This is a genomic window from Streptomyces dryopteridis (assembly GCF_049606955.1).
GTDB lineage: Bacteria > Actinomycetota > Actinomycetes > Streptomycetales > Streptomycetaceae > Streptomyces.
Window position 1 is genome coordinate 1,562,624 of sequence record NZ_CP187114.1, and the last position, 25,258, is coordinate 1,587,881.

General features: G+C 71.2%; 29 protein-coding genes and 1 CRISPR repeat array. Of the genes, 4 read left to right on the top strand and 25 right to left on the bottom strand.

What is annotated here, in order from left to right:
• Window positions 1–174: 174 nt before the first annotated feature.
• The 14 genes from ACN20G_RS33540 to ACN20G_RS33605 form a co-directional block, all read right to left on the bottom strand.
• The gene (locus tag ACN20G_RS33540) at window positions 175–1,233 is read right to left on the bottom strand and encodes a serine hydrolase domain-containing protein (RefSeq protein ID WP_424217018.1); all 1,059 of its coding nucleotides are present in this window, start codon (window positions 1,231–1,233) and stop codon (window positions 175–177) included.
• Window positions 1,234–1,327: 94 nt separating this feature from the next.
• Window positions 1,328–2,434 (bottom strand): glycosyltransferase family 4 protein, encoded by a 1,107-nt coding sequence (locus ACN20G_RS33545; RefSeq protein WP_424217019.1) that lies wholly within the window; start codon window positions 2,432–2,434, stop codon window positions 1,328–1,330.
• Window positions 2,431–2,970 (bottom strand): dCTP deaminase, encoded by a 540-nt coding sequence (locus tag ACN20G_RS33550; RefSeq protein ID WP_424217020.1) that lies wholly within the window; start codon window positions 2,968–2,970, stop codon window positions 2,431–2,433. Before ACN20G_RS33550 ends, ACN20G_RS33545 begins: the two co-directional genes overlap by 4 nt.
• Window positions 2,967–3,500 carry a dCTP deaminase gene (gene dcd, locus ACN20G_RS33555; protein WP_424217021.1) on the bottom strand — a complete coding sequence of 178 codons (534 nt, stop codon included), beginning with the start codon at window positions 3,498–3,500 and terminating at the stop codon, window positions 2,967–2,969. The genes ACN20G_RS33550 and dcd overlap by 4 nt, the downstream gene beginning before the upstream one ends.
• The gene (locus tag ACN20G_RS33560; RefSeq protein ID WP_424217022.1) at window positions 3,497–4,726 is read right to left on the bottom strand and encodes a bifunctional metallophosphatase/5'-nucleotidase; all 1,230 of its coding nucleotides are present in this window, start codon (window positions 4,724–4,726) and stop codon (window positions 3,497–3,499) included. The genes dcd and ACN20G_RS33560 overlap by 4 nt, the downstream gene beginning before the upstream one ends.
• Window positions 4,723–6,048 carry a UDP-N-acetylglucosamine 1-carboxyvinyltransferase gene (locus ACN20G_RS33565; protein WP_424217437.1) on the bottom strand — a complete coding sequence of 442 codons (1,326 nt, stop codon included), beginning with the start codon at window positions 6,046–6,048 and terminating at the stop codon, window positions 4,723–4,725. Before ACN20G_RS33565 ends, ACN20G_RS33560 begins: the two co-directional genes overlap by 4 nt.
• 341 nt (window positions 6,049–6,389) lie before the next feature.
• Window positions 6,390–6,569 (bottom strand): hypothetical protein, encoded by a 180-nt coding sequence (locus ACN20G_RS33570; protein WP_424217023.1) that lies wholly within the window; start codon window positions 6,567–6,569, stop codon window positions 6,390–6,392.
• Window positions 6,570–6,610: 41 nt separating this feature from the next.
• Window positions 6,611–6,811 (bottom strand): DUF5999 family protein, encoded by a 201-nt coding sequence (locus tag ACN20G_RS33575; protein ID WP_424217024.1) that lies wholly within the window; start codon window positions 6,809–6,811, stop codon window positions 6,611–6,613.
• A gap of 259 nt (window positions 6,812–7,070) precedes the next feature.
• Complete coding sequence (locus ACN20G_RS33580; RefSeq protein WP_424217025.1) at window positions 7,071–7,544, bottom strand: hypothetical protein; 474 nt, start codon at window positions 7,542–7,544, stop codon at window positions 7,071–7,073.
• Window positions 7,545–7,594: 50 nt separating this feature from the next.
• A complete protein-coding gene (locus ACN20G_RS33585) occupies window positions 7,595–10,615 on the bottom strand; it encodes a lantibiotic dehydratase (protein ID WP_424217026.1) in 3,021 nt (1,006 codons plus the stop codon).
• Window positions 10,615–10,779 (bottom strand): hypothetical protein, encoded by a 165-nt coding sequence (locus ACN20G_RS33590; RefSeq protein WP_424217027.1) that lies wholly within the window; start codon window positions 10,777–10,779, stop codon window positions 10,615–10,617. The genes ACN20G_RS33585 and ACN20G_RS33590 overlap by 1 nt, the downstream gene beginning before the upstream one ends.
• Before the next feature lie 171 nt (window positions 10,780–10,950).
• A complete protein-coding gene (locus tag ACN20G_RS33595; RefSeq protein ID WP_424217028.1) occupies window positions 10,951–11,385 on the bottom strand; it encodes a hypothetical protein in 435 nt (144 codons plus the stop codon).
• A complete protein-coding gene (locus tag ACN20G_RS33600) occupies window positions 11,382–13,244 on the bottom strand; it encodes a glycoside hydrolase family 15 protein (RefSeq protein ID WP_424217029.1) in 1,863 nt (620 codons plus the stop codon). Before ACN20G_RS33600 ends, ACN20G_RS33595 begins: the two co-directional genes overlap by 4 nt.
• Before the next feature lie 134 nt (window positions 13,245–13,378).
• On the bottom strand, window positions 13,379–14,686 hold the full coding sequence (locus ACN20G_RS33605; protein ID WP_424217030.1) for a UDP-N-acetylglucosamine 1-carboxyvinyltransferase: 1,308 nt from the start codon (window positions 14,684–14,686) through the stop codon (window positions 13,379–13,381).
• 177 nt (window positions 14,687–14,863) lie between these two features.
• Here ACN20G_RS33605 and ACN20G_RS33610 point away from each other — a divergent pair, with 177 nt between their 5' ends.
• Both ACN20G_RS33610 and ACN20G_RS33615 read left to right on the top strand, forming a co-directional pair.
• On the top strand, window positions 14,864–16,123 hold the full coding sequence (locus ACN20G_RS33610) for a helix-turn-helix transcriptional regulator (RefSeq protein ID WP_424217031.1): 1,260 nt from the start codon (window positions 14,864–14,866) through the stop codon (window positions 16,121–16,123).
• The gene (locus ACN20G_RS33615; RefSeq protein WP_424217032.1) at window positions 16,120–16,653 is read left to right on the top strand and encodes a flavoprotein; all 534 of its coding nucleotides are present in this window, start codon (window positions 16,120–16,122) and stop codon (window positions 16,651–16,653) included. Before ACN20G_RS33610 ends, ACN20G_RS33615 begins: the two co-directional genes overlap by 4 nt.
• Window positions 16,654–17,110: 457 nt before the next feature.
• Window positions 17,111–17,386: direct repeats of the CRISPR family, unit length 32 nt; unit sequence CGGGACCTCCCCCGCACGCGTGGGCGCCGGCG.
• A 205-nt stretch (window positions 17,387–17,591) separates the two neighbouring features.
• On the opposite strand, the gene ACN20G_RS33620 is transcribed toward ACN20G_RS33615, so the two are convergent.
• The 11 genes from ACN20G_RS33620 to ACN20G_RS33670 form a co-directional block, all read right to left on the bottom strand.
• On the bottom strand, window positions 17,592–19,010 hold the full coding sequence (locus tag ACN20G_RS33620) for an RNA-guided endonuclease InsQ/TnpB family protein (protein ID WP_424217033.1): 1,419 nt from the start codon (window positions 19,008–19,010) through the stop codon (window positions 17,592–17,594).
• 56 nt (window positions 19,011–19,066) lie between these two features.
• Window positions 19,067–19,330: a hypothetical protein gene (locus tag ACN20G_RS33625; protein ID WP_424217034.1), complete on the bottom strand. Its 264-nt coding sequence runs from the start codon at window positions 19,328–19,330 to the stop codon at window positions 19,067–19,069.
• 73 nt (window positions 19,331–19,403) lie between these two features.
• On the bottom strand, window positions 19,404–19,667 hold the full coding sequence (locus tag ACN20G_RS33630; protein WP_424217035.1) for a hypothetical protein: 264 nt from the start codon (window positions 19,665–19,667) through the stop codon (window positions 19,404–19,406).
• A gap of 282 nt (window positions 19,668–19,949) precedes the next feature.
• Complete coding sequence (locus ACN20G_RS33635; RefSeq protein WP_424217036.1) at window positions 19,950–20,270, bottom strand: VRR-NUC domain-containing protein; 321 nt, start codon at window positions 20,268–20,270, stop codon at window positions 19,950–19,952.
• A complete protein-coding gene (locus ACN20G_RS33640; protein ID WP_424217037.1) occupies window positions 20,267–20,521 on the bottom strand; it encodes a hypothetical protein in 255 nt (84 codons plus the stop codon). The genes ACN20G_RS33635 and ACN20G_RS33640 overlap by 4 nt, the downstream gene beginning before the upstream one ends.
• Before the next feature lie 190 nt (window positions 20,522–20,711).
• Entirely contained in the window at window positions 20,712–20,903 is a 192-nt protein-coding gene (locus ACN20G_RS33645) for a hypothetical protein (protein ID WP_424217038.1), read from the bottom strand.
• Complete coding sequence (locus tag ACN20G_RS33650; RefSeq protein ID WP_424217039.1) at window positions 20,900–21,166, bottom strand: hypothetical protein; 267 nt, start codon at window positions 21,164–21,166, stop codon at window positions 20,900–20,902. Before ACN20G_RS33650 ends, ACN20G_RS33645 begins: the two co-directional genes overlap by 4 nt.
• A gap of 69 nt (window positions 21,167–21,235) precedes the next feature.
• Window positions 21,236–21,544: a hypothetical protein gene (locus ACN20G_RS33655; protein WP_424217040.1), complete on the bottom strand. Its 309-nt coding sequence runs from the start codon at window positions 21,542–21,544 to the stop codon at window positions 21,236–21,238.
• 264 nt (window positions 21,545–21,808) lie between these two features.
• Window positions 21,809–22,027 carry a hypothetical protein gene (locus tag ACN20G_RS33660; protein ID WP_424217041.1) on the bottom strand — a complete coding sequence of 73 codons (219 nt, stop codon included), beginning with the start codon at window positions 22,025–22,027 and terminating at the stop codon, window positions 21,809–21,811.
• Window positions 22,028–22,094: 67 nt separating this feature from the next.
• The gene (locus tag ACN20G_RS33665; protein WP_424217042.1) at window positions 22,095–23,090 is read right to left on the bottom strand and encodes a ParB/RepB/Spo0J family partition protein; all 996 of its coding nucleotides are present in this window, start codon (window positions 23,088–23,090) and stop codon (window positions 22,095–22,097) included.
• A 164-nt stretch (window positions 23,091–23,254) separates the two neighbouring features.
• Complete coding sequence (locus ACN20G_RS33670) at window positions 23,255–23,551, bottom strand: hypothetical protein (RefSeq protein WP_424217043.1); 297 nt, start codon at window positions 23,549–23,551, stop codon at window positions 23,255–23,257.
• A 403-nt stretch (window positions 23,552–23,954) separates the two neighbouring features.
• Between ACN20G_RS33670 and ACN20G_RS33675 the strand changes: the two genes are divergently transcribed.
• Both ACN20G_RS33675 and ACN20G_RS33680 read left to right on the top strand, forming a co-directional pair.
• Window positions 23,955–24,461 (top strand): helix-turn-helix domain-containing protein, encoded by a 507-nt coding sequence (locus ACN20G_RS33675; protein ID WP_424217044.1) that lies wholly within the window; start codon window positions 23,955–23,957, stop codon window positions 24,459–24,461.
• Between the two features lie 143 nt (window positions 24,462–24,604).
• Window positions 24,605–25,246 carry a hypothetical protein gene (locus ACN20G_RS33680; protein WP_424217045.1) on the top strand — a complete coding sequence of 214 codons (642 nt, stop codon included), beginning with the start codon at window positions 24,605–24,607 and terminating at the stop codon, window positions 25,244–25,246.
• Window positions 25,247–25,258: the final 12 nt, after the last annotated feature.

The window sequence follows — 25,258 nt, forward strand, 5'->3', positions numbered from 1 at the left end:
CTCGTCGTGGGTGCGGCGTGGCGGTTGTGGGCCTTCCGCTCCGGCGGCTATCCGGCCCGGGGCGGACTGCCCGCCCCGGGCTTCGGCCAGCGGCCGGGGCCCTTCCGTGTCGCAATGTGTGTCGGCGATTCTCCTTCTACCGCCGGTGACCTGCGGCGCCTTGTTCCTGACGGGTCACCGAGTGTTGGCGAGGGTGTCTGCCCACCGGGAGCGGAAGGTGTTGCGGATGGTGGTGAGGGGTTCGCGTTCGCGGGTGAGGTGGAGCTTGTTGGTGAGGAGGGTGGCCCAGCGTTGTTGGGTGGGGGCGATCCAGGTGGCGGTGCCGGTGAAGCCGTAGTGAACCCAGATGTCGTCGGCGGGGGTGGTGCCTGGGGCGGGGTGCCAGAAGAGGCCGCGGGCGGGTGCGAGGTCGCGGGTGTGGACGCGGAGGGATTCCTTGACCCAGCTGGCGGAGAACGCGGTGCCGGGGGTCGGGGCCAGCGTGTGGCGCAGGAGGCGGGCGAGGTCGTCGGTGGTGGAGAAGGCGCCAGCGATGCCGCAGACGCCGTTGAGGAGGCGTGCTGAGAAGTCGTGGGCGGTGCCCTTGAGGTGGGTGCCGGTGTCCTGGTCGAGTTCGGTGGGTGCTGTGCGGGTCGTGAGATGGGCGGGGAGGGGGCCGAACCGGGTCTCGTTCATTCCCAGGGGGGCCCAGATGCGTTGCGTGGCGGCCTTGTCCAGGGGTTGGTCGGTGAGGTGTTCGATGAGGTACCCGAGGACGAGGGCGGCGCGGTCGGTGTACTCGACGGCTTCGCCCGGGGGGCGGTGGAGGGCTTCGTGAAGGACTCCGGCCCGCACGGTGGCGGGGTCGGTCCCGTAGAGGTTGCGAAGGTTCGCGCGCAGGGGCATTCCCGCCGTGTGGGTGAGGAGTTGGTGCGCGGTGACGGCCCCGATGGGGTGTCCGGAGACTTCGTCCCAGGTGTCGCCAAGGGGGGCGTGGAGGTCGAGGCGGCCTTCGTCTACGAGGGTGCCCAGAACGGTCCACACGGCAGTGATCTTGGTGAGGCTGGCGATGTCGAAGACGGTGTCATGTCGCATCGGCTGGTCGGGGTGGTCGGGGGTGAGGAACCCGACCGCTCCTTGGGCGTGGATGCCGTCGGGGTCGCCGATGGCCCAGACGGCGCCGGGGTAGGCGTTCGAGCGGACGCCGGTGGTCAGGAGGTCCGTGATGGCGTCGATGTCAGGGGTGTGGCGCACGGGGGTCTCCCGGGTGTGATGTGTGGCGCGGGCGAGGTGCCAGCGTAGTGACGCGACCGGCGGGTGTGACCCGCGCCACGGACCTGGGGAGTGGTCAGGTGAGGGTGGTGCCGAGTTCGGTGATGGCTCGGATGGTGGTGGACAAGCGGTGGCGGGCAGCGTTGGCGCGGCCGGCGTCACGGAGCTCGCCGAGGAGGCTGGTGGAGTCGCTGAGGAGTTCGAGGGTGCGGGCTGCGATGTGTGGGGTGCGGAAGTCGGTGGTCTGGGCGGTGTCCCCGAGGGCTTCGGTCAGGCCGGGGACGGGTTGGTACAGGACAGGCAGGCCACAGGCTTGGGCTTCGAGGGCGACCAAGCCCATGGCTTCCAGGGTGGTGGAGGGCATGGCGAGGAGGTCGTGGTCGGCCATGACGGACCACAGCCGGTGGCGGGGGAACCAGCCGAGGTAGCGGATGGGCGGGCCTGCCGGGTGGGTCGTTCGCAGACGGTCGGCGAGGGCGGTGTACTGGGCGCGGGGGGCCGCGACGGACAGTTCGATGCGGGGGGCGAGGGTGACGGCGCGCAGGAGAAGGTCCACGCCCTTCTCCTCGGTGAGGCGTCCGGCGTAGAGGACGCGCAGTGGCGTTCCGGGGCGGCGGGGGCGGTGCTGGGGCGGGGAGTCCAAGAGCTGGTCGGGGATACCCCAGGGGATCCTGTGGATCTTGTGGGGGTCGATGTTGGGGGTGATGGTGCGGAGGCGGTCCGCCATGGCCCAGGTCGGGACGACGATCGTGGTGGCGGCGCGGGCGGCGTGGGTGAGGACGGAGCGTTGGTCGCGGTGCTGTTCGGCGAAGAGGAGGTCGGTGCCGTGGACGAAGGCGATGCCGGGGCGGTCGGGGAAGGCATGGAGTAGGGCGGGGGTCGCTCCGAACGCGAGGTGGTGGAGGTGGAGGAGTTGCGGGTTGGCGGGGCCGGCTGCGGTCTTGATGGCGTGGGCGAGACGGCCGACGTAGGGGGTGAACCCGGGGTCGGTGATGCTCTTGCCGGGGACGTGCAGGAGTTCGATGCCAGTGGGTGTTTCGGGTGGGGTGGGCTCGGTCGGGGCCAGCATGAACGCGCGGGCGGGGAAGGCGGCGGGGGCACCGCTGTAGAGGTCGAGGAAGAGTTCGACACTGCCGCCGGCGCTGGGATAGGGCAGGTCGAGAACGGTGACGAGAGAGGTCATCGGTTGCTCCCGGGGGCCAGTTCCTCGTGCAGGCGGGAGGTCTCGACGCTGGTGGAGGTCCGGTACTTCAGGCCAAGCCGCTGGTAGTCCGCGGGGGCGCCGTGGGCGTGGAAGAAGACGAGCTTGCCGAAGGTCTGGCCGGCGTGAACGCGGACCGGGGTGGTCGCGCGGATCTCCAGGGTCCAGGGGATGGCGTGGCCCTGGTGGCCGAGCGGTGCGGAGACGTGGACCCAGATGCCCAGGGAGCCGGTGGCGTGATCGCCGTTGAGGAACTGGGCGTAGACGCTGCTCGCGGTCCGTTCCAGGGTGTGGCCGAGGTAGAGCGTGCCGGGCCGCAGGATGTACCCGTCGGCCGGGATGGTGACCTCGGTGTAGGGGGTGGGGGCGGCGGCGTCGAGGGCGCTGGCGCACACGCGCAGGGTGTTCCCCAGGCGCCAGTCGTAGGCGTTGGGCGAGACGCGGGCGGGGTCGTAGGGGTCGATGGTCAGGGCGCCGGTGGCCTGGGCGTGAGCGATGGCGGGGCCGGTGAGGATCATGCGGCGACCTTGGTGTGGAGGTCGCGCCAGTACTCGGAGGGCCGGGGGCCTTCGGCGGCCTGGTATTTGCCGTTGTAGGGGGCGATCTCGCCGGAGGAGACGAAGAACATGACCTGGCCGATCTTCATTCCGGGGTAGACCCGCAGGGGGCAGGTGGGGGTGAGCATGAGGGTCCACTGGCCGTGGAAGCCGATGTCGCCGATGGGGGCGGTGATCTCGACGAACAGGCCCAATCGGCCGACGGAGGAACGGCCGAACAGCAGCGGGACGAAGGTGTCGGATCCCAGGTGCTCCTCGGTGTGGCCGAGGTAGAGCCGGTTGGGCTGGAGGACGTATCCGGCGTCGTCGATGGTGATGGTCGTGGTCGCGTTGTTCCGGTGAGCGTCCAGCACGTCATCGGTGTACACGCGCAGGGTCGATCCCAGGCGCACGTTGTAGCTGTTGGGGTTGACCTGCTCGGGAGCGAAGGGCGTGATGCGCAACCGCCCGTCGCCGGCGGCGGCGGTGATCTCGGGGCCGGTGAGGATCATCGAGAGTCTCCGGGGGTGGTGAGGAGGAGGCGTAGGACGTCGGCGATGGGTGGCCCGGTGTGGGTGACGGTGGCACCGGGCAGATGGGCGGCGGCCAGGTAACTCGTGGTGGTCACGGTCGTGGCGATGGGCGGTGGCGGGGCCGGTTGGACCACCAGGGGGCCGAGGAGCGGGGTGAGGCGCTGGATCAAGGCGTGCAGGTCGCGAAGGTCCGGAGGAAGGGAAACGGTGACGAGGGTGTTTCCGAACGGTTCGATCTCGGCGAGGGCCTCGCCGGTGAGTCGGGTGCCGAGCCGGGTCGCGCGGAGGGCGGTCTCGTTGAGGAGGACGACGTCGGCGGCCCCCTCGGCGTGGACGGTGGCGGCCAGGGCGGCGATGAGGGCGGAGCGGTCGATTACGCGGTTGTGGTGAGCCGGACGGACACGCCCCAGGTCGGTGTGGAGTCGCTCGCCGAGGGCCGCGATCTCTCGACGGACCTTGGGCAGGACGCGCGGAGCGGGCGGGGCGGTGGAATCCGCGAACAGGGCCGTGGCCCCGGTCCAGGTCCGGTCGGCACCCGCAGGTGTGGCCGCGGCGAATCCACGTCCGAGTTCGCGGCCCTTGAGGATGATGGTTGCCCCGACGCGCACGGGCTCTGGCATGTCGCTGTGGCAGTGCCCGGAGAAGATCACGTCGAAGAAGGGCAGCTCGCCGGCGAGGTTCCGATCGTGGTCCACTCCGGCGTGACTCAGCAGGACCCAGGTATCCACGATGTGGTGGTGGGCCAGCAGCAGGGCCCGCAGTGCCTTCACCGGGTCCACGGCGGTAAGCCCCTCGCGTTCGGAGCCCGGTATCGTCGCGAACGCCGCCTGCCCGATCACGCCGGTGACGGCTACGCGACGACCGGCGATGGCCACGTGGTGGAGGGGCCGGAACCTCGGCCGGTCGTGCGTGTCGACGACGTTCGCGCAGACGGTGATCCGCCGGAGGCGTTCGTCCTCCAGATGGTGCCGCCAGCCGTGGTTGCCGGGGGCGACAACGTCGTAGAGGCCTGTGAGGATCTTGCGCTCGGGCCGGCCTCGGCCCAGGAGATAGTGGCCGGTGCCCTCGAAGAAGTCCCCGCAGTCCACGATCAGGTGGTCAAGGCGGGCGACGGCGAGGTGGTCGATGATGCGCCCGGCTTGGGGCAGCGCGGAGTGGAAGTCGGTGGTCGAGAGTATGCCGTTCAGCGTGCGAGCGTTGTTCACGGCGTCACCGCGAACACGTCGGCCCCGAGCGAGGCCAGCTTGCCGGGCAGGTCGGTGTATCCGCGCCGGAGCTGGTCCAACCCGGTGAGGGTGGTCACCCCTCGCGCGGTCAGACCGGCGATCACCAGCGCCGCACCGGTGCGGATGTCGGTCGCGACGACCTGCGTCCCGGTGCACCTCTGGGGACCGGTCAGCCGGCATTCGGTCGGGGACGTCTCCTCGATGGCCGCGCCCAGCTTCCGCAGTTCGGGGATCAGGTTGCCGTGGCGGCCGGGGTTGAGGGCGTCGGCGAACCGGTGCGCGCCGGGGAATCCGAGTGCCAATGCCATCAGCAGGGGCTCGAAGTCGGCATCCAGGCCGTCGGGGGCGAGGGAGGCCAGGGCTTCCACGGGCCGACCGGTCGGCTTGGTCCCGTGTCCGTCGACGTACAGGGCAGTCCCTTGCATGTGAACGGGGATCCCCATACCCAGGAGCTTGGTGACCAGCGGCAGGACGTCGCGTTCCAGGACGCCGTCGATTCGCGCAGTGCCGCCGGTGGCGATGACCGCGCAGGCAAGCGTTCCGGCTTCGATCTTGTCCCCCGGCACCCGCCAGGTGGGCAGGAGCACGTCGGATGCGATGGTGGGAGCGGGGTCCAGCGAAAGAAGGGCCTCGGTCGCCTGGACGGACCATCCGGTGGTTCGGAGCACATCGAGGACCGTCAGGGTTTCCGGGGAGAGATTCGGGTTGCCCAACCGAAGCGGTCGACGGCCGATCGTGGCGCGCAGCACCGCCGCGATCGTGGCCCCCCGTGACCGGAAGGGCAACTGGTGGCGGACGGCGGAGATCTCGCCTTCGCCCGACCGACGCACCTCGTAGCCCTGGGCATCGGCTCGAACACGGTCGCCGAACGCCTCGTAGATCCTCAGGTGGAGTTCCATCCCGCGGTCTCCGATGCGGCAACCGCCCGGCCAGGGCAGCCGGGCGAGTCCCACACGGGCCAGCAGCGCGGGCACCAGGTAGTAGGAGACCCTGATCCGGGCGGCCAACTCCCGTTCCGGAGAGCACTCGCCCGCAGTGTTGGTCACGATCATGGTGCCGGAGTCGCCCACGGGCCGGTCCACATGGGTACCCATGGTGCCCAGCAACGCCACCAAGACCTCCACATCGGTGGAGGCGGGCAGGTTCTCGATCCGAACGGGCCGCATGAGGGTCGCGGCCGTGGCGATCAACGGCAACGCCGCGTTCTTCGACCCGGACACCGTCACGGCCCCGGCCAGTGGGGCGCCGGGCCTCACACCCAGGGCGGTCGCGTTGGAGGTGGAGAGGGGCGCGGAGGTCATGGTGACCGGCTTGTCGGGCGGGTAGCTGTCCCGGTATCCGGCGACGGTGGTGGGCAGTTGGTCGGTCAACGGGGTCTCCGGGAGGTTGGGCCAAGGAGGCGGGCCGGGTTGGTGGGCGGTTATCGGCCGGGGGCGAAGGGCGCGCTGGTGAGCATGCGGCCGGTGCGGTCGCAGATACCGAGGTACTGGACGCGGGTGGCGACGTTGGGGCGGGTTTCGGGCCAGGCGGCCCAAGCCTCCGCGAGGGCGTAGGCGCCGCCCGGGGCGGTGTGCAGGAGGACGAACTCGGCGTCGGCGCCGGGCCGGGTCTCGACGGACGTGACGCGGGTGGCGGCCAGGGCCTAGGTGGGGTGGTCGGCGGCCTGGGTGGAACCCCAGCCCTGGAACAGGGCGGCCCCCAGGCCGCTCGACGGGGTGGGGATGAGGGTGCTGGGGAGTGCGGTCGGGGCGGACACCCCCGGCACGATTCCCGTGTCCGTGCCGGGGGTGCCAGCGGCGAGGCAGATCCCGGTAGCGGTCACGAGGAGTCCTACCGCGACCGGGCCGCCGATCGGGTGGGCCTTCAGGCCGTCACCCGGGGGCGCACGCCCGGCCGGCGCGGGGCGATGACGCCGCCGTCGGGGAGGAGACCGCCGCCGTCCTCGAACAGGAGCACGCCGTTGCAGAGGGTGGTGACTCCGTGCTCGGGGCCGCCGGTGACGACCTGGGCGGCCTCGCGGTCGGTGGCGTCGGCCGGCGGGCAGGCCGGTTGGTGTGTGCACATGGCGGGCTCGCTCCCAGGTGTCGGGTGTGGGTGTTGGGCCCGTACCGGGCGGGCGAAGGGGAGCACCGCCCGGCACGGGGGTAAGAGGGGGTGGAGAACGGATCAGCGACGAACGCCGCGGGCTCCACGACCCCGGCTGATCAAGCGGACTCCGGGCCGTGGTTCCCGGCGCGCGGCAGGTGAACCACGTGTCGGTACCGGGCCGGACTTGCCGCACGAGGAGACCCGCGGGCGGTCCGGCCTCAAGTCGGGGGCAGGATCAGGGCCTCGCGCCGGCCTGCCGGCGGTGCTCGACCACGACCTCCTGGATGAGTTCGCGGACGATGGCCGAGGCGTCTCCTTCGACGTCGTCTCGCTCGCGGGCCTTGTACGACTTCGGCCAGTAGATCTCGCGGTAGGACCGGGCCTTGACCGTGTTCGCGATGGTCGGCCTGAGCTCGTCGGGGGTGGCGCTGCCCGTCTCGACGTCGAACACCCAGCAGTTGGTGAGGCCGTTGTAGATGGCGTCGATCGGGGCGTAGTGCTCACGCTCGGCGGTGCCGGACATGGAGATGGCCAGGTGGGGGTTGGCGGCGATGGTGAGCATGATGTTCAGGTAGTTCTGGCGGCGGGCGATCAGCGTGTCCCGTCGGGTCTGGGCCTCGATGGCGCCGGCGATCCGTTCGGCGGCGGCGGTGACGGCCTCGGCCAGGGAGGGCGTGTCGGCGCCGGTGGTCGGGTCGTTCGAGGGCATGGGTCCTCTTCTCGTGAACGGGTTGGGGTGATCCGGGTTGGTCCCGGAAGTCAGCGGGCGGGCTTGGCGGGCGCCTGGTGGTGGGTGCGTGCGAGGGCGGCGGCTCGGGCCAGGCGCCGGGCCAGGATCCGGTCCTCGTTGCTGGGCAGGGCCCGGTGGAGGTGGGTGGTGACCAGGTGGGCGAGCGCGTCGAGCGGGGCGGGCCCGCCGGCGTCGGCGAGCGCCCGGCGGTAGACGGCGGCGGTGTCGTACAGGCGTTGGAGGGCCGGGGGCTGTGTGGGCGGGGTGGTGGGGGCGGCGTTGAGGACCGCGCGGCGCAGGTGGTCGGGCAGCCGGGGGCCGGGCAGCGGGGGCAGGCTCACGAGGTGCGCGCGGGCCCGGCGACCGTCGCCGCCGTGGCTTGCGACCGTCAGGGCGAGGACGGCGACGGCCGCGCTGCTCACCCGGAGTGTGTCCGGGGTTTGGTGGGCCAGGTGGGTGGAGGCGGCGGCGACGTCCTCGGCGAGGGCGAGGAGGTCCCCGCGCCCCCACGCCCCGACGTGGGGGTGGTGGGTGGGGTGGGAGAGCCGGCCGGCGAGCCCGCTGGTGATCAGCGTGTGCCCGAGTGCGCCGAGCGCGCTGCGCACCGGGTCGACGAGCCGTCGGGCGTCGACCCGAACGCACAGGTCCAGGTGGTCCGGGTGCGGCTCCGTCCACACGGTGGTGTCGGTGTTGAGGCCGGTGGCGTGCTGGTGCCAGGCGTCGAGGATGTCGCGGTTGCGCAGGTCGGCGCCGTGGATCCGCAGGCGGGGTCGGAGTCCGTCGCCGGGCGGGATCGGCCGGGCCCCCAGCACGGGCCGGGGCGGGGCGGGGGCGCGGCGGCGGGGTGTGGTGGGGGTGCGGTGGAGGTGGGCGGCGATCTCGACGCGGCGTCCGCCGGTCCAGCCGTAGGCGTCGGGGTCGGGCTCGGGGCTGAGGATGACGGGGATCGGCGCGCCGGCGATCTCGTGCCGCAGGATGTCCTGGTGCGCGGGCTCGTCGAGGTCGAGGGTGAGTTGCAGGCCCCACAGGGAGGCGCGGACGTGCCGGGGGATTCGCAGCTCGGCCCGCCAGCGGCCCAGCGCCCGCGCGAACTCCTCGGCGGGGGCGTCGAGGCCGGGCAGGGGCGCGTCGATCAGGTTCCAGCGGGGCGGGGAGAGCTGGACGCGGCCCGAGCGCAGGCCGGGCAGGAACGGCAGGTGCACCAGCAACGACCCGAAGTCGAGGCCGTCGCCGAAGGGGAACCCGAACACCCCGCACCCGCTGACCGGGAGTTCGGACAGGAAGCGGACCAGCGGGGGGATGTGCCAGAACTCCTGGAGGGGGTTCATGCGGCGGGGCTCGATGCGGCGGCGGAGTTTGGGGACCCACAGGTACAGGCCCTCGTCGTCGGCGGCGATCATCACGTCGGCCGGGGTGAGGACGTCGCCGCGGCCGGGGTCGAGGTGGTCGCCGACGTTCAGCACGTACGTGGTGAGCAGCGGGGTTCGGGCGATCTGCGACGCCTTGGGTCGCAGCGCCGGGTAGGAGAGCTGGACGGGGAGGGCCTGGGGCCGGTGGGTGGGGGCCTGGCGCAGGGAGTCGGTGATCCCGCCGGGGTGCCGGCCGAGCAGCGGGACGAACCGTCCGCCGGTGAGCTTGCCGACGTCGGCGGCGTCGATGACGCGCAGCGTGTACCGGCCCTCCTCGACGTCGACGGTGCCGGCCGCGTCGAGTTCGAAGGTCATGTCGACGGCCGGCGGCGCGACGGGCTCGGGCAGGGACGCCGCGAACTCGGTGATGTCGACCTCGTCCTTGCCGGTGGCGGCGGCGTGCTGGAACAAGGCCGCCAGCCGGCGGTCGCGGATGGTCGGGGCGGGCGGGGTCAAGGGCCGGGCGCCGAGGTACCCGTCGGGGAAGCCGATGCCCCGAGCCGGGTCGACGGCTTCTTCGACTGCGACCGCGCAACCCGTGCTCCAGCGGGCCACGAACGCCTCGCGCCACCGCCGCCAGTGCGCGGGCTCGACCGGGTCTTGGCCCAGGCGCATCATCAGCTCGGCGGCCCGCGCGATGTCGGGACGGACCCGCTCGGGCAACACGACCTCGGCGTCCAGGTGCAGGTCCACGGAGAGCGGCGCACGCGTCGAGGTCACCGAGTCCATCACGCGTGCGAGGTCGGCGCGGGCGGGACCGCCTTCGTGGGCGGGGCGCCCGTTGTGGGCGGCCATCCGACGCTGGATATCCCGCAGCGTCTCGACGGTGCCCGCCACGGCCGGGATGTCCTCCGCGCCGGCCAGATCGAGGGCCGCGAGAACAGCGCCGAGGGCATCCGGCTCGGTCGACGGCGGACGAAGGCAGGTGATCAACGCGCGGGCCTGCACGAGATCGCTGACGATCGCGGCGGCCGTGGCAGGGTCCGCACCGTCGGCGACGGCGATCTCGGCGAGATCACCCACCGTCGAGGGCCCGCTCCGAGCCGCCTCCAGGATCTGCTCCACCACCCCCGTGGCCTCCACCAGGACCCGATCGACGGTGGTCTCCTGCAAGGCCACGGCCCGCGGCAACCACGACACCTCGACCCACGGCCCACGCACCGACATCGCCGTGTTCGTCACGACCGACAACCGGGCGAGGAGCTCGGGGACGGCCTCCAGCGCGTCGGCGAGCTGGTGCAGCCACAGACCATCGGCCCGGACCACGGCCCGATGCTGCTCACCGACCCGCACCCGGGCCACCGTGCCGTCCACGACGCCCTCGGCGACCCCGGCGGCCAGCCCGAGCGGCGTCGGCCGGCCCCGCCGCATTCCGTAGCGGATCAACGCCCGCACCGCCCGCAGGGCCTGCCGCGCGTCGAGCACCCGCTCGGGGGCACCTTCGAGACGGTCCAGGGAAGCGGCCAAGTCACCGCTCAACGCCCGCACCATCTCCCGCAGATCCCCGTCCTGCGCCCACACCGTGCGCAGCCATCGGGACAGGTCGGCCGGGTCGGCGTCCGGGGCGGGCCAGCCGCCCGGCGGGGCCTGCGGCACGCGCGCGGTGGTCCGCAGAAGGACGGGGTCGGCGACGGAGTACATCACTGTCCGACCTCCACCTGGTCGGCCAGGAGGAGCAGCAAGGTCCGCAGGCGCTCGAAGGACGCGTTCGTGCCCGGGATCGGTTCGCGGACGACGACGGGCCGCCGGGGCGGGACGGGGGGTGCCTGGTTGTGGGGAGCGGGGCGGGGGGTGGTGCCGGACACGTGGGACTCCTGGTCGCTGGGCGCGCCGTACCGGAAGACCGGCGAGGCGCGAAGGCGGTGGGGGCGTGCGGGCGGGACTCGGAGGGATGGGGCCGCCTCGTCGTGGCGGGGGTGAGGGGACGAGGCGGCCCGGCTCAACGGGACCGGGCACAGGACCCGGCAGCGGCCCTGTTACGGGGCGTCGTCAGGTTCCGGCAGCACCCCGGCCGCGAGGAGGGCCCCGGCGAGGGTGATGCCGTGCGCGTGCAGCGGCACCCCGAGCACGCGGTGGATCGCGCGGAAGACGTCCGAGAAGACGACCGGTTCGACGCCCGCCATGTCGGGCTTCCAGCCGTGCCGAATCCATGTACGGGCCACGCGCCCTTCCTCGTCGCTGAGAGCGCGGGTCGGGGTGATGGTCTCCGGGGAAGGGGCAGCGACCTGGCCGTCGACCACGGCCTGCACAGCCAGAGAGGGCAGCGCCATGTCGCTGCGGACCCGGATACGGTGCAGCACTGCTTGGAGCGAGTCGTCACCTACGAGGGCCTGCGTTTCCTCCCAGGAGGCCCCGCGCAGCAGGGCCGTCACGGCGATCACCTCGTGGGTGCCGATCAACAGAGCGTTCATCGGGCCGCTCCCCGCGCGGTGGGGTCGAAGGCCCCGGCCCGCTGCAAGGCCACAGCGGCGGAGACCACGCCGGCGTGGCTGAACGCCTGGGGGAAGTTCCCGAGCATGCCGGTGCCAGGGCGGGGGTGGTACTCCTCGGCCAGCAGGCCCAAGTCGTTGGCGAGGCCCGCGAGCTGTTTGAATACGGCCGCGGCCTCCTTGCCCCGGCCCATCGCGGCCAGCGCCTCGGCCAGCCAGGCCGAGCAGACCAGGAACCGCCCCTCGTCGCCGGGCAGGCCGTCGACGGAGGTGTCCCCCGAGGTTCGGTATCGGAGCACCAGGCCGTCGTCGTCGGTGAGGTCGGCCAGCACCGCGTCCACGGTGCCGACGATCCGGGGGTGTGCGGCCGGCAGGAACCCGTAGCGGGGCAGCAACAGCGCGGAGGCGTCCATCTCGGCGGACCCGTAGGACTGGGTGAACGCGCCCTTCGTGGTGTTCCAGCCGTGGGTCATGACGTGGGCGTGGATCACGTCGGCTTCGGCGTGGAGGTGTGCTGCGAGCCCGGGGTCGTGGACGGTGGGCACGTCTCGCGAGGCGACCAGGCGCGCGGCACGGTCCACCGCCACCCACGCCAGCACCTTCGAGTGTACGAAGTGCGGCAACGCGCCGTCCGGAAGCCGCACCTCCCACAGGCCGCTGTCCGGAAGTCGCCAGTCCCGCAGGGCGGCCATCCCCATGGCCACGGTCAACCGAGCCGAGGCGGCCGTCCACCCCACCCGACTCGCGATGATCGTCAACGCGTTGGCCAAGCTCCCGTACACGTCCAACTGGTGTTGCTTCACCGCCGCGTTTCCCACCCGCACCGGGCGCGAATCCCGCCACCCGCTCAGGTGATCCACCGTCCGCTCCGGCAACTCCCGCTCACCGGCAATCCCGTACATGATCTGCAACGAGGAAGGGTCAGGCCCGACGAGATTCACGATCCAGTCCCGCCACGCCGTGATGGTCTCGACGTCCCCACCGGCGGCCAGCGCCGACACTGCGACATCCCCGTCGCGGATCCACGCGGCCCGGTAGTCCCAGTTCCGCACCCCGCCCTTCTCCTCCGGCAGCGAGGTGCTGGCCGCCGCGAGCAACGCCCCGGACGGCTCGTACTGCAAGGCGCGCAGGGTGAGCATCGACCGCTTCACGAGGTCCTCGTACTGCCCCCGGTAGGTGCAGTTCCGATCCAGCCACACGGCCTCGCGTGCAGCGTCGGCCGCACGCCGGTTTCGCGGGGTGATCGGCCGTGCCGGACGCTGCCCCATCGACAGCACCAGGTCACAGGTCCCCTGACCAGCGGTGCCCACCACCGCACCGTCCGCCTCGTCCACCCGCAGGTCACATCCCGCCGACGCCGTCAGGTACAGGACCTGCCCGCCGGCCTCGAACCGCCAGCAGGACCACCCGGCGCGGTCGCGTTCCCGAACGACGACCGGCACCCGCAACCCCTCGTCAAACCGCGGCCGCACGATGATCTCGGCTGTCAACCCGGCGCCCACCGTCACCGTCCGCGTCACGTGCACACCCGGGCCCTCGGGCATGTGGTCCAACAGCGTCACCTGCGCGCCGCGCGGCCACGACGGGCTGGTCCACAGGGTCCGCAGCACGCCCCCGGGCCGGTAGGCGCGCGACACGACGACGTCCCCGCTGTCGACGGGACGGATCGTGCAGTGCCCGTTGTCGGAGGTGCCCAGCAGGGCCGCGAAGACCGCCGGGCCGTCGGCACGCTCGTAGGGGGCGTAGAGGAGCGATCCGGCGCTGTCGACGAGAGCCGTACCGCGTCGGTTGCTGAGTAACGCAAGCTGCTCGATCGGGGGGTTGGGCTCGACGTTGAGCAAGGCGTGTCCTTACGGGTTCGGGCAGGGCTGTGCCGTCTGGCAAGCAGCCCGCTGCGGGTGGGGACGGTGCAGGGCGCGAGGTCGCGCGAGGCCGTGACCGTTGACGGCCTTGGCCGCGATGGCCGTTGTGGGGATCAGGGCGTGATCGTGACGATGTCGGCGCCCAGGGCGGCGAGCTTGGAGGGCAGGGTCGCGAGGCCGTGCCGGACCCGGCCGGGTTCGGCGATGGTGGTGACGCCTTTGGCACGCAGGCCGGCGATCAGGAGTGCCGCGCTCGTGATCGAATCGGTGGCTTCGACGCTCGCTCCCACGAGCCGCTGAGGACCGTCGAAGTGGAACTCGGAGTCCGAGGTCCGACGGATCGACGCCCCCATCCGGAGCAGGTGGGGGAGCAGTGCCTGCAACGGCTCGGGGCGCAACGCGTCGGCCACGAAGTGGCGGCCCGGGACGCCAAACGCCATCACCGTCAACAGGGGGATCAGAGATGAGTCGACGCCGTCGACCCCGGCCGTCAGGCTCGTGCCGGGGCCGGACGCGGGAGGTTGCCCGACCGCGTCGACGAACAGGGAGCCGGCCCGGTAGACCGCGATGGCCCCCAGCGGGGCGATCACGGATTGCAACGATGCGGCGTCGTGCTCCGAGAGGGCGTCGATGCGGGTGCTGCCGCCAGTCACCGCGACGGCGGCGGCCACCGCCGCGGCCTCGGCCTGGTCCCCGGGCACCGTCCATGGGGAGAGCGCGAGCGGCGGCGCGAGCGGCGGCGCCATCTTCACCGTGTTGCCCGAGACCTGCACGGACCAGCCGAGGGATCTGAGAGCGTGGACCACGACCCGCGAGCCCTGCGCCAGGTGCGCGCCCTCCAGGGACAGAGGCCGTGCCGCGACCAAGGCCCGCAGCATCGCCGTGATCGTCGCCCCCCGCGACGGCACGACGAGCCGGTGCCGCACCCGCCCGCGCCCGGACCCGCCCTTCACGACGAACTGCGTGTCGTCCACGGTGACGGAGTCCCCGAACGCCTCGTACATCCGGAACTGGGCCTCCAAGCCCCGCATGTCCAGCCGGGCCTGCCCCGGCCACGGCAGCCGGGCGGCTCCCCGCCGTGCGAGCAGCGCGGGCACCAGAAGCACCGCAGCACGAACCCGCTCGGCAACGGCGTGGTCGAGTGCGTGCACCCCCTGGGGTTCGAGGACCGTCACCTGCTCCGGGCGACCCAACGGGCGGGTGACCGGTGTACCCATCCCCTCCACGAGGGCCAGCAGCAACGCGATGTCGCTCGTCTCGGGAACGGCGGAGATCTGCACCGGCCGCATGGCCGCCGCAGCCGTCGCGATCAAAGCCGCAGCACTTCCGGGTGCACCGCCGACCGTGACGACACCGGTGAGCGGCGGGCCGGGGCGCACCGCGATCACGTCCATGGCGGTTCGGCGCAGGGCAGCGGACATCCATGCCTCCAACGGTGTGAGAGCCGGCGGGGAGCGGCAGACCTCAGGAAACCGGGAGCGAACCATCAGCGGCGATCACCATGCACACCCTGCATCGACTATGCAGAACCCGCATAAACGACAAGGGCGTTCACTCTAGGCTCGGCAAGCGGGGAACGATGGTGGGGAGAGGGAGCGATGAGCGAAGCCAGTGACTACGCGAAGCGAATCGGCCAGGTGATCCGTGCCGCCCGACGCCACCACGACTGGTCGCAGGCCCGGTTGGCGGACGTCGTCGGCTACAGCCAGTCGAAGATCAGCCGCCTCGAATCCGGCACCGGCAAACCGGAGGTGACCCTGGTGAGGGCCATCGCCGAAGTGCTGGGCATTCCACTGGAACGCCTCGGCCTGTCCGCTGCCCCTCATCCCCACGACGAGGAGGCCGACTTGCGTCGCCGCACCATCCTGACCGCCGCCGGCGCCACCGCGATCACAGCGGTCACCGACACCCGCCCCGCCCACGCCCTCATCGGCGTACTGATGCCGTCACCCACCCACCCGGCAACCCGCGCATCCGAGAACCTGGACGTGCTCCACGCCCGCACCACAGCCGTCCGTGCCCAGTGGCACGGCTGCGACTACACCGCCCTTGCCCACGATCTCCCCGGCCTGGTCTCCGACCTGCGGCACCACGCGGCGACCACCCCCACCGAACGCGCCCACCAGCTCTTGGCGACCGCCTACCAAACGTGTGGTGGCCTGCTCCTGAAACAGGGAGACACCGGCACGGCCTGGCTCGCGGCCACCCGGGCGATGGCCGCTGCGGAACAGACCGAAGACCCCGCCGCCCTCGCAGCGGCCTCGCGACTCCAGGCACACGTACTGCTCCGCGACACCCACACCCAGCAGGCCGTCACCCTTGTGCAACACGTTGCCGCCCCGCTCCTCGGCAGCTACGACAAACGCACCCCCCGCTACCTCGCCGCCCTCGGCCTCCTACTCCTTCGCGGCGCGACCGCCGCCGGCCGCAACAAGGCCCCCGACACCGCCGCGGCCTTCCTCGCCGAGGCCCACGAGGTCGCCCGCTACGTCCAACTCGACTCAGTCGACGGCTGGGCGGTGTTCAGCCCCACCAACGTCGAACTCCACACCCTCGCCCACCACGTCACCAACGGCGACACCACGGCCGCGCTGCGGGCCGTCACCACGCTCTCGCGCCGCCACATCCCCGTACCGGAGCGCCGCGCCGCCCTCTGGCTCGACGCCGCTCGCGCCTTCGACCAGCGCGACCGCCTCACGGACGCGGCCTGGGCCATCGGCATCGCCGAGACCTGCGCCCCGCAGGAAGTCCAGCGCCCAGCCGTCCGCGCGCTGGTCCGGGGCCTGGCCGCCCGCGACGGAGCCCGTACGATTCCAGAGCTGCACCAGCTCGCCCGCCGTATCGGAGCCCAGCCATGACCGGCAAGCCGTTCCTCATCATCGTCGTCTCCGGCGCCGGCCCCGCGCCCCGTGTCACCGTCCTCATCGAGGAGGCACAGCGCCGCGGCTGGGACGTGGGAGTGGCCACCACCCCGATGGGTCGCAGCTTCATCGACACCGACAAGGTCCAGGACCTCACCGGCCGGCCCGTCCGCTGCGACTGGCGCAGCAGCCCGACCGATCCCCCCGAGTCCTTCCCCCCGGCAGCCGGCCTCATCGTGGCCCCCGCCACGTTCAACACGGTCTGCAAACTCGCGGCCGGCTTCGCCGACAACCTGGCACTGAGCATCGTCTGCGAGGCCGTCGGCGCGGGCGTGCCCACTGCCGTTCTCCCCTACGTCAACACCAGCCTCGCCGCGCACATCGCGTACCCCCGGGCCTTGGCCGACCTACGGACGATGGGCGTCAAGATCGGCAGCCACCAACCCCACCAGCCCAAGCAGGGCGGCGCCGAAGACCGGTACTGCTGGAACGAAGGCCTGGAACTGATCACCAACCCGGTGCGCTGAAACAATCTGCTTCGTGCGGTCATGGGTGCCGCTACGACGCCGCGATGCCGTCCCTGCGTGCGGAGGCTGTGGCGGGTGGCCGCACCAGAACCGATGCTGGGACGCGACATCTGCCGCACGCACGTGCCCCGGTTCCGTGCCCCAGCAGGCACGCTGGGCAAAGCGGGATCTCCGCCGCACGCGCAGGTGCCGGTTCGAGAGCTACGGCCCTCGCGGGCCCCCCCGCACGTGCGGGCGCCAGCTCCGACGAGTGTCCTGCAGTCGCAACTTTCCGGGACCTCCCCGCACGCGCGGGCGTCGGGTGAAAACGGCCGGAATGCTCCCGATCGGAATAGGACCTCCCCCGCACGCGTAGGCGCCGGTTCCAGTTGGTGGTGCTCGACGAAGTCGATGAGGGACCTCCCCCCCCGCACGCGTGGGCGCCGGATGGCCTTAGGTCAAGCGGGTGGTTGCGGCGCGGGACCTCCCCCGCACGCGTGGGCGCCGGCGGGCGCGTCGTCGGGGACGGCAAGCCCAGACGGGACCTCCCCCGCACGCGTGGGCGCCGGCGCGATGCCGCCCTGTTCGTGTTCAGCTTCCGGGGACCTCCCCCACACGCGTGGGCGCCGGGACGCGGCCGGGGTGCGGGTGCTTCACGAGGCGGGACCTCCCCCGCACGCGTGGGCGCCGGATTTGGGCTCCTCGCGGACGTGAGGGACGATGGGGACCTCCCCCGCACGCGTGGGCGCCGGAGTCTTTGACCTGCGCGTTTGTTCGTGATCATGCCCAGTTTTGGCAAGCTTCACAGAATCCGACATTTCGCCCGACCGGGCGCGCTGTGCAATTGGGGAGGCTGAGGGATTGCTGCCCCAGTTGGCCCTTGCGGGCCTTCCCGCTTCTTCCTGCCCGCCTCGGCGCACACGGGGCGCACCTGAGGGCTTACGTGCAGTCCACGGGCGTTACAGCCCCCATCCAGGGGTCTGGTCCGGGTTGGGACCGGACGGTGTTGCATGAGCCTTGATGTTGCGGGCAGCGTTTGCGTCCCGGTCGAGAACCATACCGCACTGCTGACACCTGAACTCGCGTTCATTCAAAGTCAGTTGGCTGTTGTGCCATTGGCATTTCGAACATGTCTTGGAGGACGGGAAGTAGGTTCCGACGCGCGCGACGACGGCTCCGTGCCACGGTGCTTTGTACTCGATCTGGCGGTTCAGCTCGGCGAAGGAGGCGTCCAGGATGCTTCGGTTGAGCCCGGCTTTCTGGCGCACGTTGCGGCCGGGCTTTTCGGCGGTGCCCTTGGCGGACGCGGTCATGCCCCGTGTGTTGAGGCTTTCGAGGGCGACCTCGGCGTACTGCTCGACAAGCCGCTTGGAGATCAAGTGGAGAGTCGAGTTCCGGCGGGCGGCGAGATCGGCGTGCAGTCGGGCCACACGGGCCTTGGCCTCCTGGTAGCCCTTCGACTGCCCGCCCGCGCCTCGAACGTAGCGGCGGGCCATACGCCGCTGCTCGCGTGCGAGCTTCCTGGCCGTGCGCTCAAGAAGTCGAGGGTTGTCGATGACGGTGGTGGGCTCGGCGTCGGGTGCGAGCCGTAGCGGGTCGGAGAGGGCAACGAGGTGCTTCACGCCCAGGTCGGCGCCGACTCGCCCGGCCTTCCGCTGCCGCGGGTTCGGGCCGGAGGGCAGCTCGACTTCCACACGGCAGAGGACGGAGGCGAACCAGCGGTGCCCCTCGCGCCGCACGGTCAGCGACGTCACCGTGGCACGGCCGGACTCGATCTCGCGGATGAGGGGTTGGGCGGTTTGGTGCAGGCGGACCGTGAAGGCGGGCTGGCCGCCGCCTCCCGGGATGCGGAGACGGCGGGGGCCTTCGAACCGGATCTCGGGCTTCTTGACGTTGTGCACGAGCCGGAACCGTTCGGGAACGTGCCCCTTCTTCTTGAACCGGGGGTAGCCGACGCGGGGCCCGGCCCTGCGCCCGGCGTGGGAGTCCCGCCAGTTCTTCCACGCTGTGGCCGCATCCTCGAAAGCCGTGTAGTACGCCCGGTTGTTGACCTCCTCCCACCATCGGAATCGGGGTCGCCGTTCCACGCCACGGGGGAGCGGTCCGATGAACTCGACGTCGCGGGTGGCCCGGAAGTGGGCCTGGGCGTCGTTGCGAGAGGGCGTTTTGACCTTGGGGGCCTTCTTCGCCGCCTCGGCCGGGTCCATGCCCTGTTCGATCAAGAGGTCACGGCCCCGGGTCCAGAGGTCGTGGGCGTCGACCATGAGGCCGAGCGCGAAGTTGTAGCCACAGCGGGCCGCGTTGGCGTAGCGCCGTAAGACCTCGGTCTCGGCGGGCGACGGGTCGAGCGCGTACCGGTACGCGCGGATGATGGTCACGCGCGCATGGTGGCAGCCCCCACTGACAACGGTCCGGCGAGGTGGTGCTCGCCCTATCAGCCCCGCGATGTGGGCACCGCAGGGATCGGGGTCGTTGCGGTGCCGGTGAGCTGGGCGACGTGAACGTCGCGAGGGTCGGCGTCCTCTTGGCCGAGGCGCATGTGGTGATGCCACACGGCGTGACCCACGGTTCGGGGGCGGCGCGCGGTGGGGGCGTCGACCTCGTACGCGAATGTGGCTCCGGATTCGCCGACGACCGTCACGAGGTACTTGACCGAGGGTGAGGAAACCGGGGCGGTGCCGGCGGGAGGTGCGGCCACGAGCTGCTCCTTGAACGTTTGAACGGGCCCGATCCGAACGAGAGCGGATCGAGCCCGTGATGAGGGCGACGAGCTAGCGCGCTTCGGGCCCGCCGACGTACTTCGCCCATACGCCACCGCCCGTCGGTGTCGCGTGCGACTCCGCCTGGTAGTGGCCGGCGGGGCGGAAGGCCGTGTGGGCGCCGGTTCGGATGCGGTAGGCGAAGTTGGCGGCGGCGGCCGGTGTGGGGTGATCCGAGATGTGTGCCTGCTCTCCCGGTCGTTCGCGGAGCTCGCGCGCCGTGCGAACGGCGTCGCTGTCCTCGGAGGGCGGCAGGCTGTCGAAGCGGGGGAACATGCTCAGGCTCCTTCGAGGAGGGTTTCGGCGAGGTCTCGGATGCGTGCGGCAACCCGGAACTGTTGATCGTTCAGGTGATCGCAGAGTGTATTGGCGAGGTCTGATATCTCGCGGAGAGCACCCAGCGTCGAGTCGTTCGGGGCGGTGAGCGCGGTCGTGGTCACCGGTAGTTGCAGCGGCAGAGCAGCGTGACGGGGGAGCACCAGCTGTCGCAGGCGTTGCACCAGGTGGCGCCGGGGGTGGGGGGTTCGGTCGGGGGAGTGGTCATCGGGTGGTCCTCGGTCAGAGCTTGTCGGGGAGGGTGGCTCTCGGCCCGGCGGGGGCGAGGGTGGCCACGATCAGGGGCATGTCGCGAGGCCGCCACAGGGCGGCTTCGAGGCCGCAGGCGGCGAGGTGGGTGAGCCAGGTTCGCTGTTCGGGCCGGACCCGCCCGGTGTCGGTCTTCAGCTCGACGAAGAGGGTTCGCCCGGCGGCAGGGTGGCCGAAGACCTCGTCGGGCCAGCCGGCGTCGGAGCGGCGTGAGTTGTGCGTGTGGTAGGCGAGTGTCCACCCGCGGAGTTCGGCGAGGTGCCGTACCTGCCGGCGGAACTGTTCCTCGGTCACGACGTGGGCCGGGGGGTGTACGTCCAGTCGGAGATCGCGGCGAGGAGGACGCGGCGGTGGTGGGCCGCGAGCGGGTCCGCTTTGGGGGTGCGGGCCGGGGTTGCCGGTCTGTTTCGGCGGGGGCGTGTCCGTTCCCGGAGGACGTCCTGCGCGCGGTACCGCTCGGCGGTCAGCTCGGCGACGGGGTGGCCGTATTGCTCGATGGCGAGGTGGTCGTCCAGGTCGAGCGGTGTGGTGGTGTCGGTAGGCATCTGGGCTCCATGGGTGGGCCGGGGCCCGCTGTGGGGGCGGGCCCCGGCCGGAGGGGGTGGCTCGCATCGGGCGAGCCGGGTCCGGGCGGGTGGGGGCGCGGGAGTCTCTACCCGCCCGGAGGTGTGGGTTCAGGTCGTGCCTGCGGCCTGATGATCAGACCGTAACACGTTGAAAGTTGACGGCCTAGTTCTAGTCGCAGTGCATCACCTCTTCCGGGTTGTGGAGGGTGGTGGTGGGGCTCTGGTTCCAGCGGACGCGCAGGAGTCGGTCACCGGTGAAGGGGTCCGTCGCCCAGCCGGCGACAACCCCGAACGTCGGGCCCGCTCCGGCCTGGGGCAGCCTCGCGACCTGGTCGCCTTCGCGGAAGTCCTCGAAGGTCACGCTGCGCCTCCGGTCACCAGCAGGTCGAGGCCGATCCCCCAGGTGGGGGAGATGTGGGTGTTGAAGCTGGTGGTGCCGTCGTCGGCGTGGAGGGTGCCGAAGGTCCAGTCGCCGGCCCCGCCCTCGGTGGGGCGGGTGAATCGCAGCTCTCCGACCTCGGCGGTGGGGATCGTCAGGGTGACGGTGTCGTGGTGTGGGCGGGTGACCTTGTAGCCGGTGCCTCGCGTGAGGGCGGTGCGGGTCATGAGGTCGCCGATTTCCATGATGACCTTTCTGGTTGACGGCCTAATTGCGCAGCTAGGGACGTTGTCCCTATGTCTCAATTCTAGTTCCTATGGGTGGGGTGTCCAGTCCTGGGCAACGTCCAACACGCCGTCCACGATGACCCCGACGGCGACCCGACCCGCGCCCACCTTCCGCGCCCACCGCCAGCCCAGTGCCGCCTTTCCGGCCGCCGACACCCGGACCGCATTGCTGTGAGGTGGCCGACTGATCCATCCCCGACGCAGCAAGAGCGCCGAGGCCGCCGGCGGGATGGCCCACCATCGGCCCGCGATGACCTCCCCGTCGGGCTGACGGACCACACGCGCGGACGGGTCGGCCGCCACGAGGTCCAGGTCCTCCTGCTGCCGTTCCGTCATCCGCTGCGGATGCACAACCGGCGTGAGCGCGATCTGCCGCTCCCGGCACGACAGCAGGAGTTCCCCCGTGGGTCGTGCGTGCTGCCACACGCCCGGAGGGGTTGCGGTGCGCGTGCCGCACGAGCTGATCGACCTCCCACGCGGTCCGATAGCCGCCCGGCGCCCCGTCGAACAGCCTTAACACCTTGTGGGAGGCGAACTCCTGCTCCCGGCCGTGGGGTCTGGGTACCCTGACCCAATCCCGGCCGTGCCTGAACGCTGTGCTCACTCGAACAGCCCTTCCTGTTCGACGGGCGGGCCGGGTCGTCGGGCTTCCGGGCGGGTGGGCCGCGGCTGCTCTCCGAACAGCGCCGGCGTGCCGTCGGCGGCCGGAGCGGCCGGGATGCGGGTGGGGCCGCTGGGGACCGGCAGGGTGAGCGGGGCCTCGGTGTCGAAGTCCCCGTCGGTCATCATCTGCCAGTTGGGGCCGGGCTGCTGGGCCATGGTGGCCTCCTTGTCGGGTGGTGGCGCGGGGGCGGGGCGGCAGGCCCCGCCCCCGCTGGTCGGAAGATCAGGCGGCGACCAGTTCATCTTCGCGGTTCGGCGTCGCGGCCTCGGTGGGCTCCACGGGGGCCTCCTCGACGGCCTGGACCGGCGCGCCGGCCTCGGCGTCGGGGTGTACGACGATGGCCTTGGCCTCGGCGTGGGCGCGAGCCTGCTTGAGCTGGAACCGGGCCTTCGCCAGGGACTCGGCGACGCGGGTCAGCTGCTCCTCCCGGGCGCCGATGCCGCCTTCCAGCGCCTCGGCCAGCTGGAGGGGGTCGGTCTTGGCGAGCTCGTCCAGCAGGGCGCGGACCCGCTCGATCTGGTCGAGCCGAGAGCGGGTCCGGGCGCGGGTGGCCGCGCGCTCCTTCTTCTGGTCCTCGGACAGGTCCTCGGTGATCATCGTGACGGCCTGGGCCTGCTGCTGACGCATGGCGTAGGCGAAGTGCACGATTTCGTTGTCGGACTTGAAGTCGCCGGCCGTGAACTTGGCCAGGATCGCGCCCTGGTTGGCGAAGGAGAGTTCGGAGATCCGGACAGCGGCCTGGGTGCCGATCTCCCCGGCCGTGACGACCTGCTGGAGTTCCAGGCGCAGGTCGAGGAGCTGGAGGCGCACCTTGACGTAGGTCTTGGTCTTCCCGAAGTCGGCGGCCACGGACTCGACGGTGGCGCCCTCCTCCTCGTCCAGGACGCGCTGGTAGGCGTTGGCCTCCTCGAAGGGGGTCATGTCCTCGCGGGTGACGTTCTCCGCGACCGACCTTTTGAACGCGCGGAGGTTGTCCTTCTCGGAGTGGACGTTGACCTTGATGGTGGTCTTGCCCAGCATCTGGACGGCGCGCCAGCGGCGCTCGCCGGAGATGATCTCGTAGCCCTTGACGTCGGGGCGGACCTCGATGGCCTGGATCTGCCCGTAGGTCTTGATCGAGTGGGCCAGCTCTTCCAGGGCCTCCTGGCTGAAGTACGCGCGGGGCTGGTTCTTGTTGGGGTGGACCTGGGTGACCTTGACGGTGCGGGCGATCGACATGGTGTGTTCCCCTCCTGGTTTTCGTTGAGGTGTTCCCTCAACTTCATGTCTTAATTCTAGTTCCTATTTGGGGGGCGTCCAGGTGTGGGTGGATCAATGAGCGTGTTCTGGGTCACATGTCGCGGCTTGGGGCGCCGCAGGTCAGGCGAGCGTCGGCTCGATTCTCAGTGCTCGCGCCAAGGTCGGACCTCCAGCGGGACGCCGCCGGGGATCGCCGTGGCGCACGCGGCGCGGATCGGGCAGGTGGTGCACACGGATGTCGGGCCGTCGGCGCCCTCTTGGGGGCGGCAGGCCGCCAGGCTCCAGGCGATCGGCGCGCCCAGCGCGCCGGCCTGCCCCGCGTGGAGGTCCGTCAAGGCCATCAGGGCGGTGACCGTCGAGGCCGGATCGGCGTGACCGACCCGGTGGCCGTTCGCGCGCGGTGCGCGCGCCAGTGCGGCAACGCGCTGCGGGTCGATCACGATCTGCTGCCCCCTTTGGCCTCCACGGTCACCCGTGAGGCCGGCCTGTGCCGCCCTGCCGGTGTGTCCCGGCAGGGGTTTCGTACCCCGAGGTCGGTTTGCCCGGACTCCCCATGCGGCCGGCTGCGCGGAGCGCATGCGCAGCGGCAGGATGTGGTGTCAGTGCTCGCGCCTATCCTGAGCCGATCTCGCGCAGTGCGACATGGTGACCTCGTTCTGCTCGCGGGCGAGGAGGTGAAACCGGCCTGGATCGGGAGAAACATACCCTTGGGTAGGCTATGAGTGTCAAGTGATCAAGACACCGTGGCGTGATGCAGTGGAATCTGTCACGCAAGTTTGACTAGGGTGTGCCGACACAGCAGGTGGTGGATAGGCCCGACTCGGGCGTGAGGAGGTGGGGGCGGTGGCGGACAGCGCCGGCCCCGGCGTGCCCGGAGTGATCGCCGAGCGCCTGGAGCGACTGATCGCGGAGCTGCATCCCCCGGACCGCGGCCCCTACTCCGATCGGGAGATCGCGCGCCGGGTTCAGGCCGCGGCCGGTCCCGGCGATCCCACGATCACGCACGCCAGCATCAGCAACATCCGTAACGGCACCGTCCGGGCGCCGAGCATCGACAAGCTCGCCGCCCTCGCCAAGCATTTCGGTGTGCCCGTCAGCTACTTCATCGACGACGACGTGGCCGCAGCGACGGACAAGCGCCTCCTGGAGCTGAAGGAGAGCGCGGCGCAGGCCCGTGCGGCCGACGAGTTGGCGGAAGTCCTGGAAGACCAGAACGTGCGCGCCATCGCCTTCCGGCTGGCCGGCCTGAGCACCCGCACGCTGAGGGGCATCCGCACGATCGTCGAGGGGTTCCGAGATACCGAGGGGTTGCCCAAGATCGGCGACCCCAAGGCCGACGGCTCTAAATGATCATGATCGTAAAGCGAAACCCGCAGGTGAGTTCCGATTCACCGGAAGAAACAGGATGGAACCTTCCGGATCACCGGTTACTCTAACCCCGGCGCCGAACCCATCGGCGCGTAGAGATCCGGGGGGGACTGTGGAGTACCACCATGTGGAAGCGCATAATTCGCAGGAAGATCGACCCCTTCGAAGCCATCGTGGCGCGCCTTCCCATACATGCCCCGTTCGACCTTGACAGGTTCCTCGAATCGCTGGCGGTGGAGCGGAATCGTCCGCTGATCCTCATCGAGTTGAAATCGACGGAAGCCCTGCCGTGCGGCATCTGGGTGAGCACCGAAGAAGCGGACCGCGTCTACTACGCGCGCGCCGCCGACCCTCTGCTCCGAACCCAGATCATCCTGCACGAGGTCTCCCACATGCTGTTGAACCATCGAGGCCCCGCCGCAGAGCAGCAGGTCATCGACGAGGCCGGAATGGCCGCACTCGCGGCGCTCTCCAGCGACGGGCAGAGATACGGTACCCACCCCGCCGCGACCTTGAGGGCCGAAGCCGACCGCATCCGCGCTCAGGCCGCCGCCGTCAGGGCAACGGACGACGAATTGGGCATCGACCCGGCAGCATGGCTCGCCCTGCTCGCCCGCACAACCTACAGCGGTCAAGAAGCCGATGCGGAACGGCTCGCCTCCCTCATACACGAGGCGGCGAGTAGATCCGAGGCCAAATCCCGCACAGCAGATGGCGAGGAAGTCCTGGGGCGTCTCGATGCGGCCTTCGGGCACCCGGCCACCTAAACGCACAGAAAG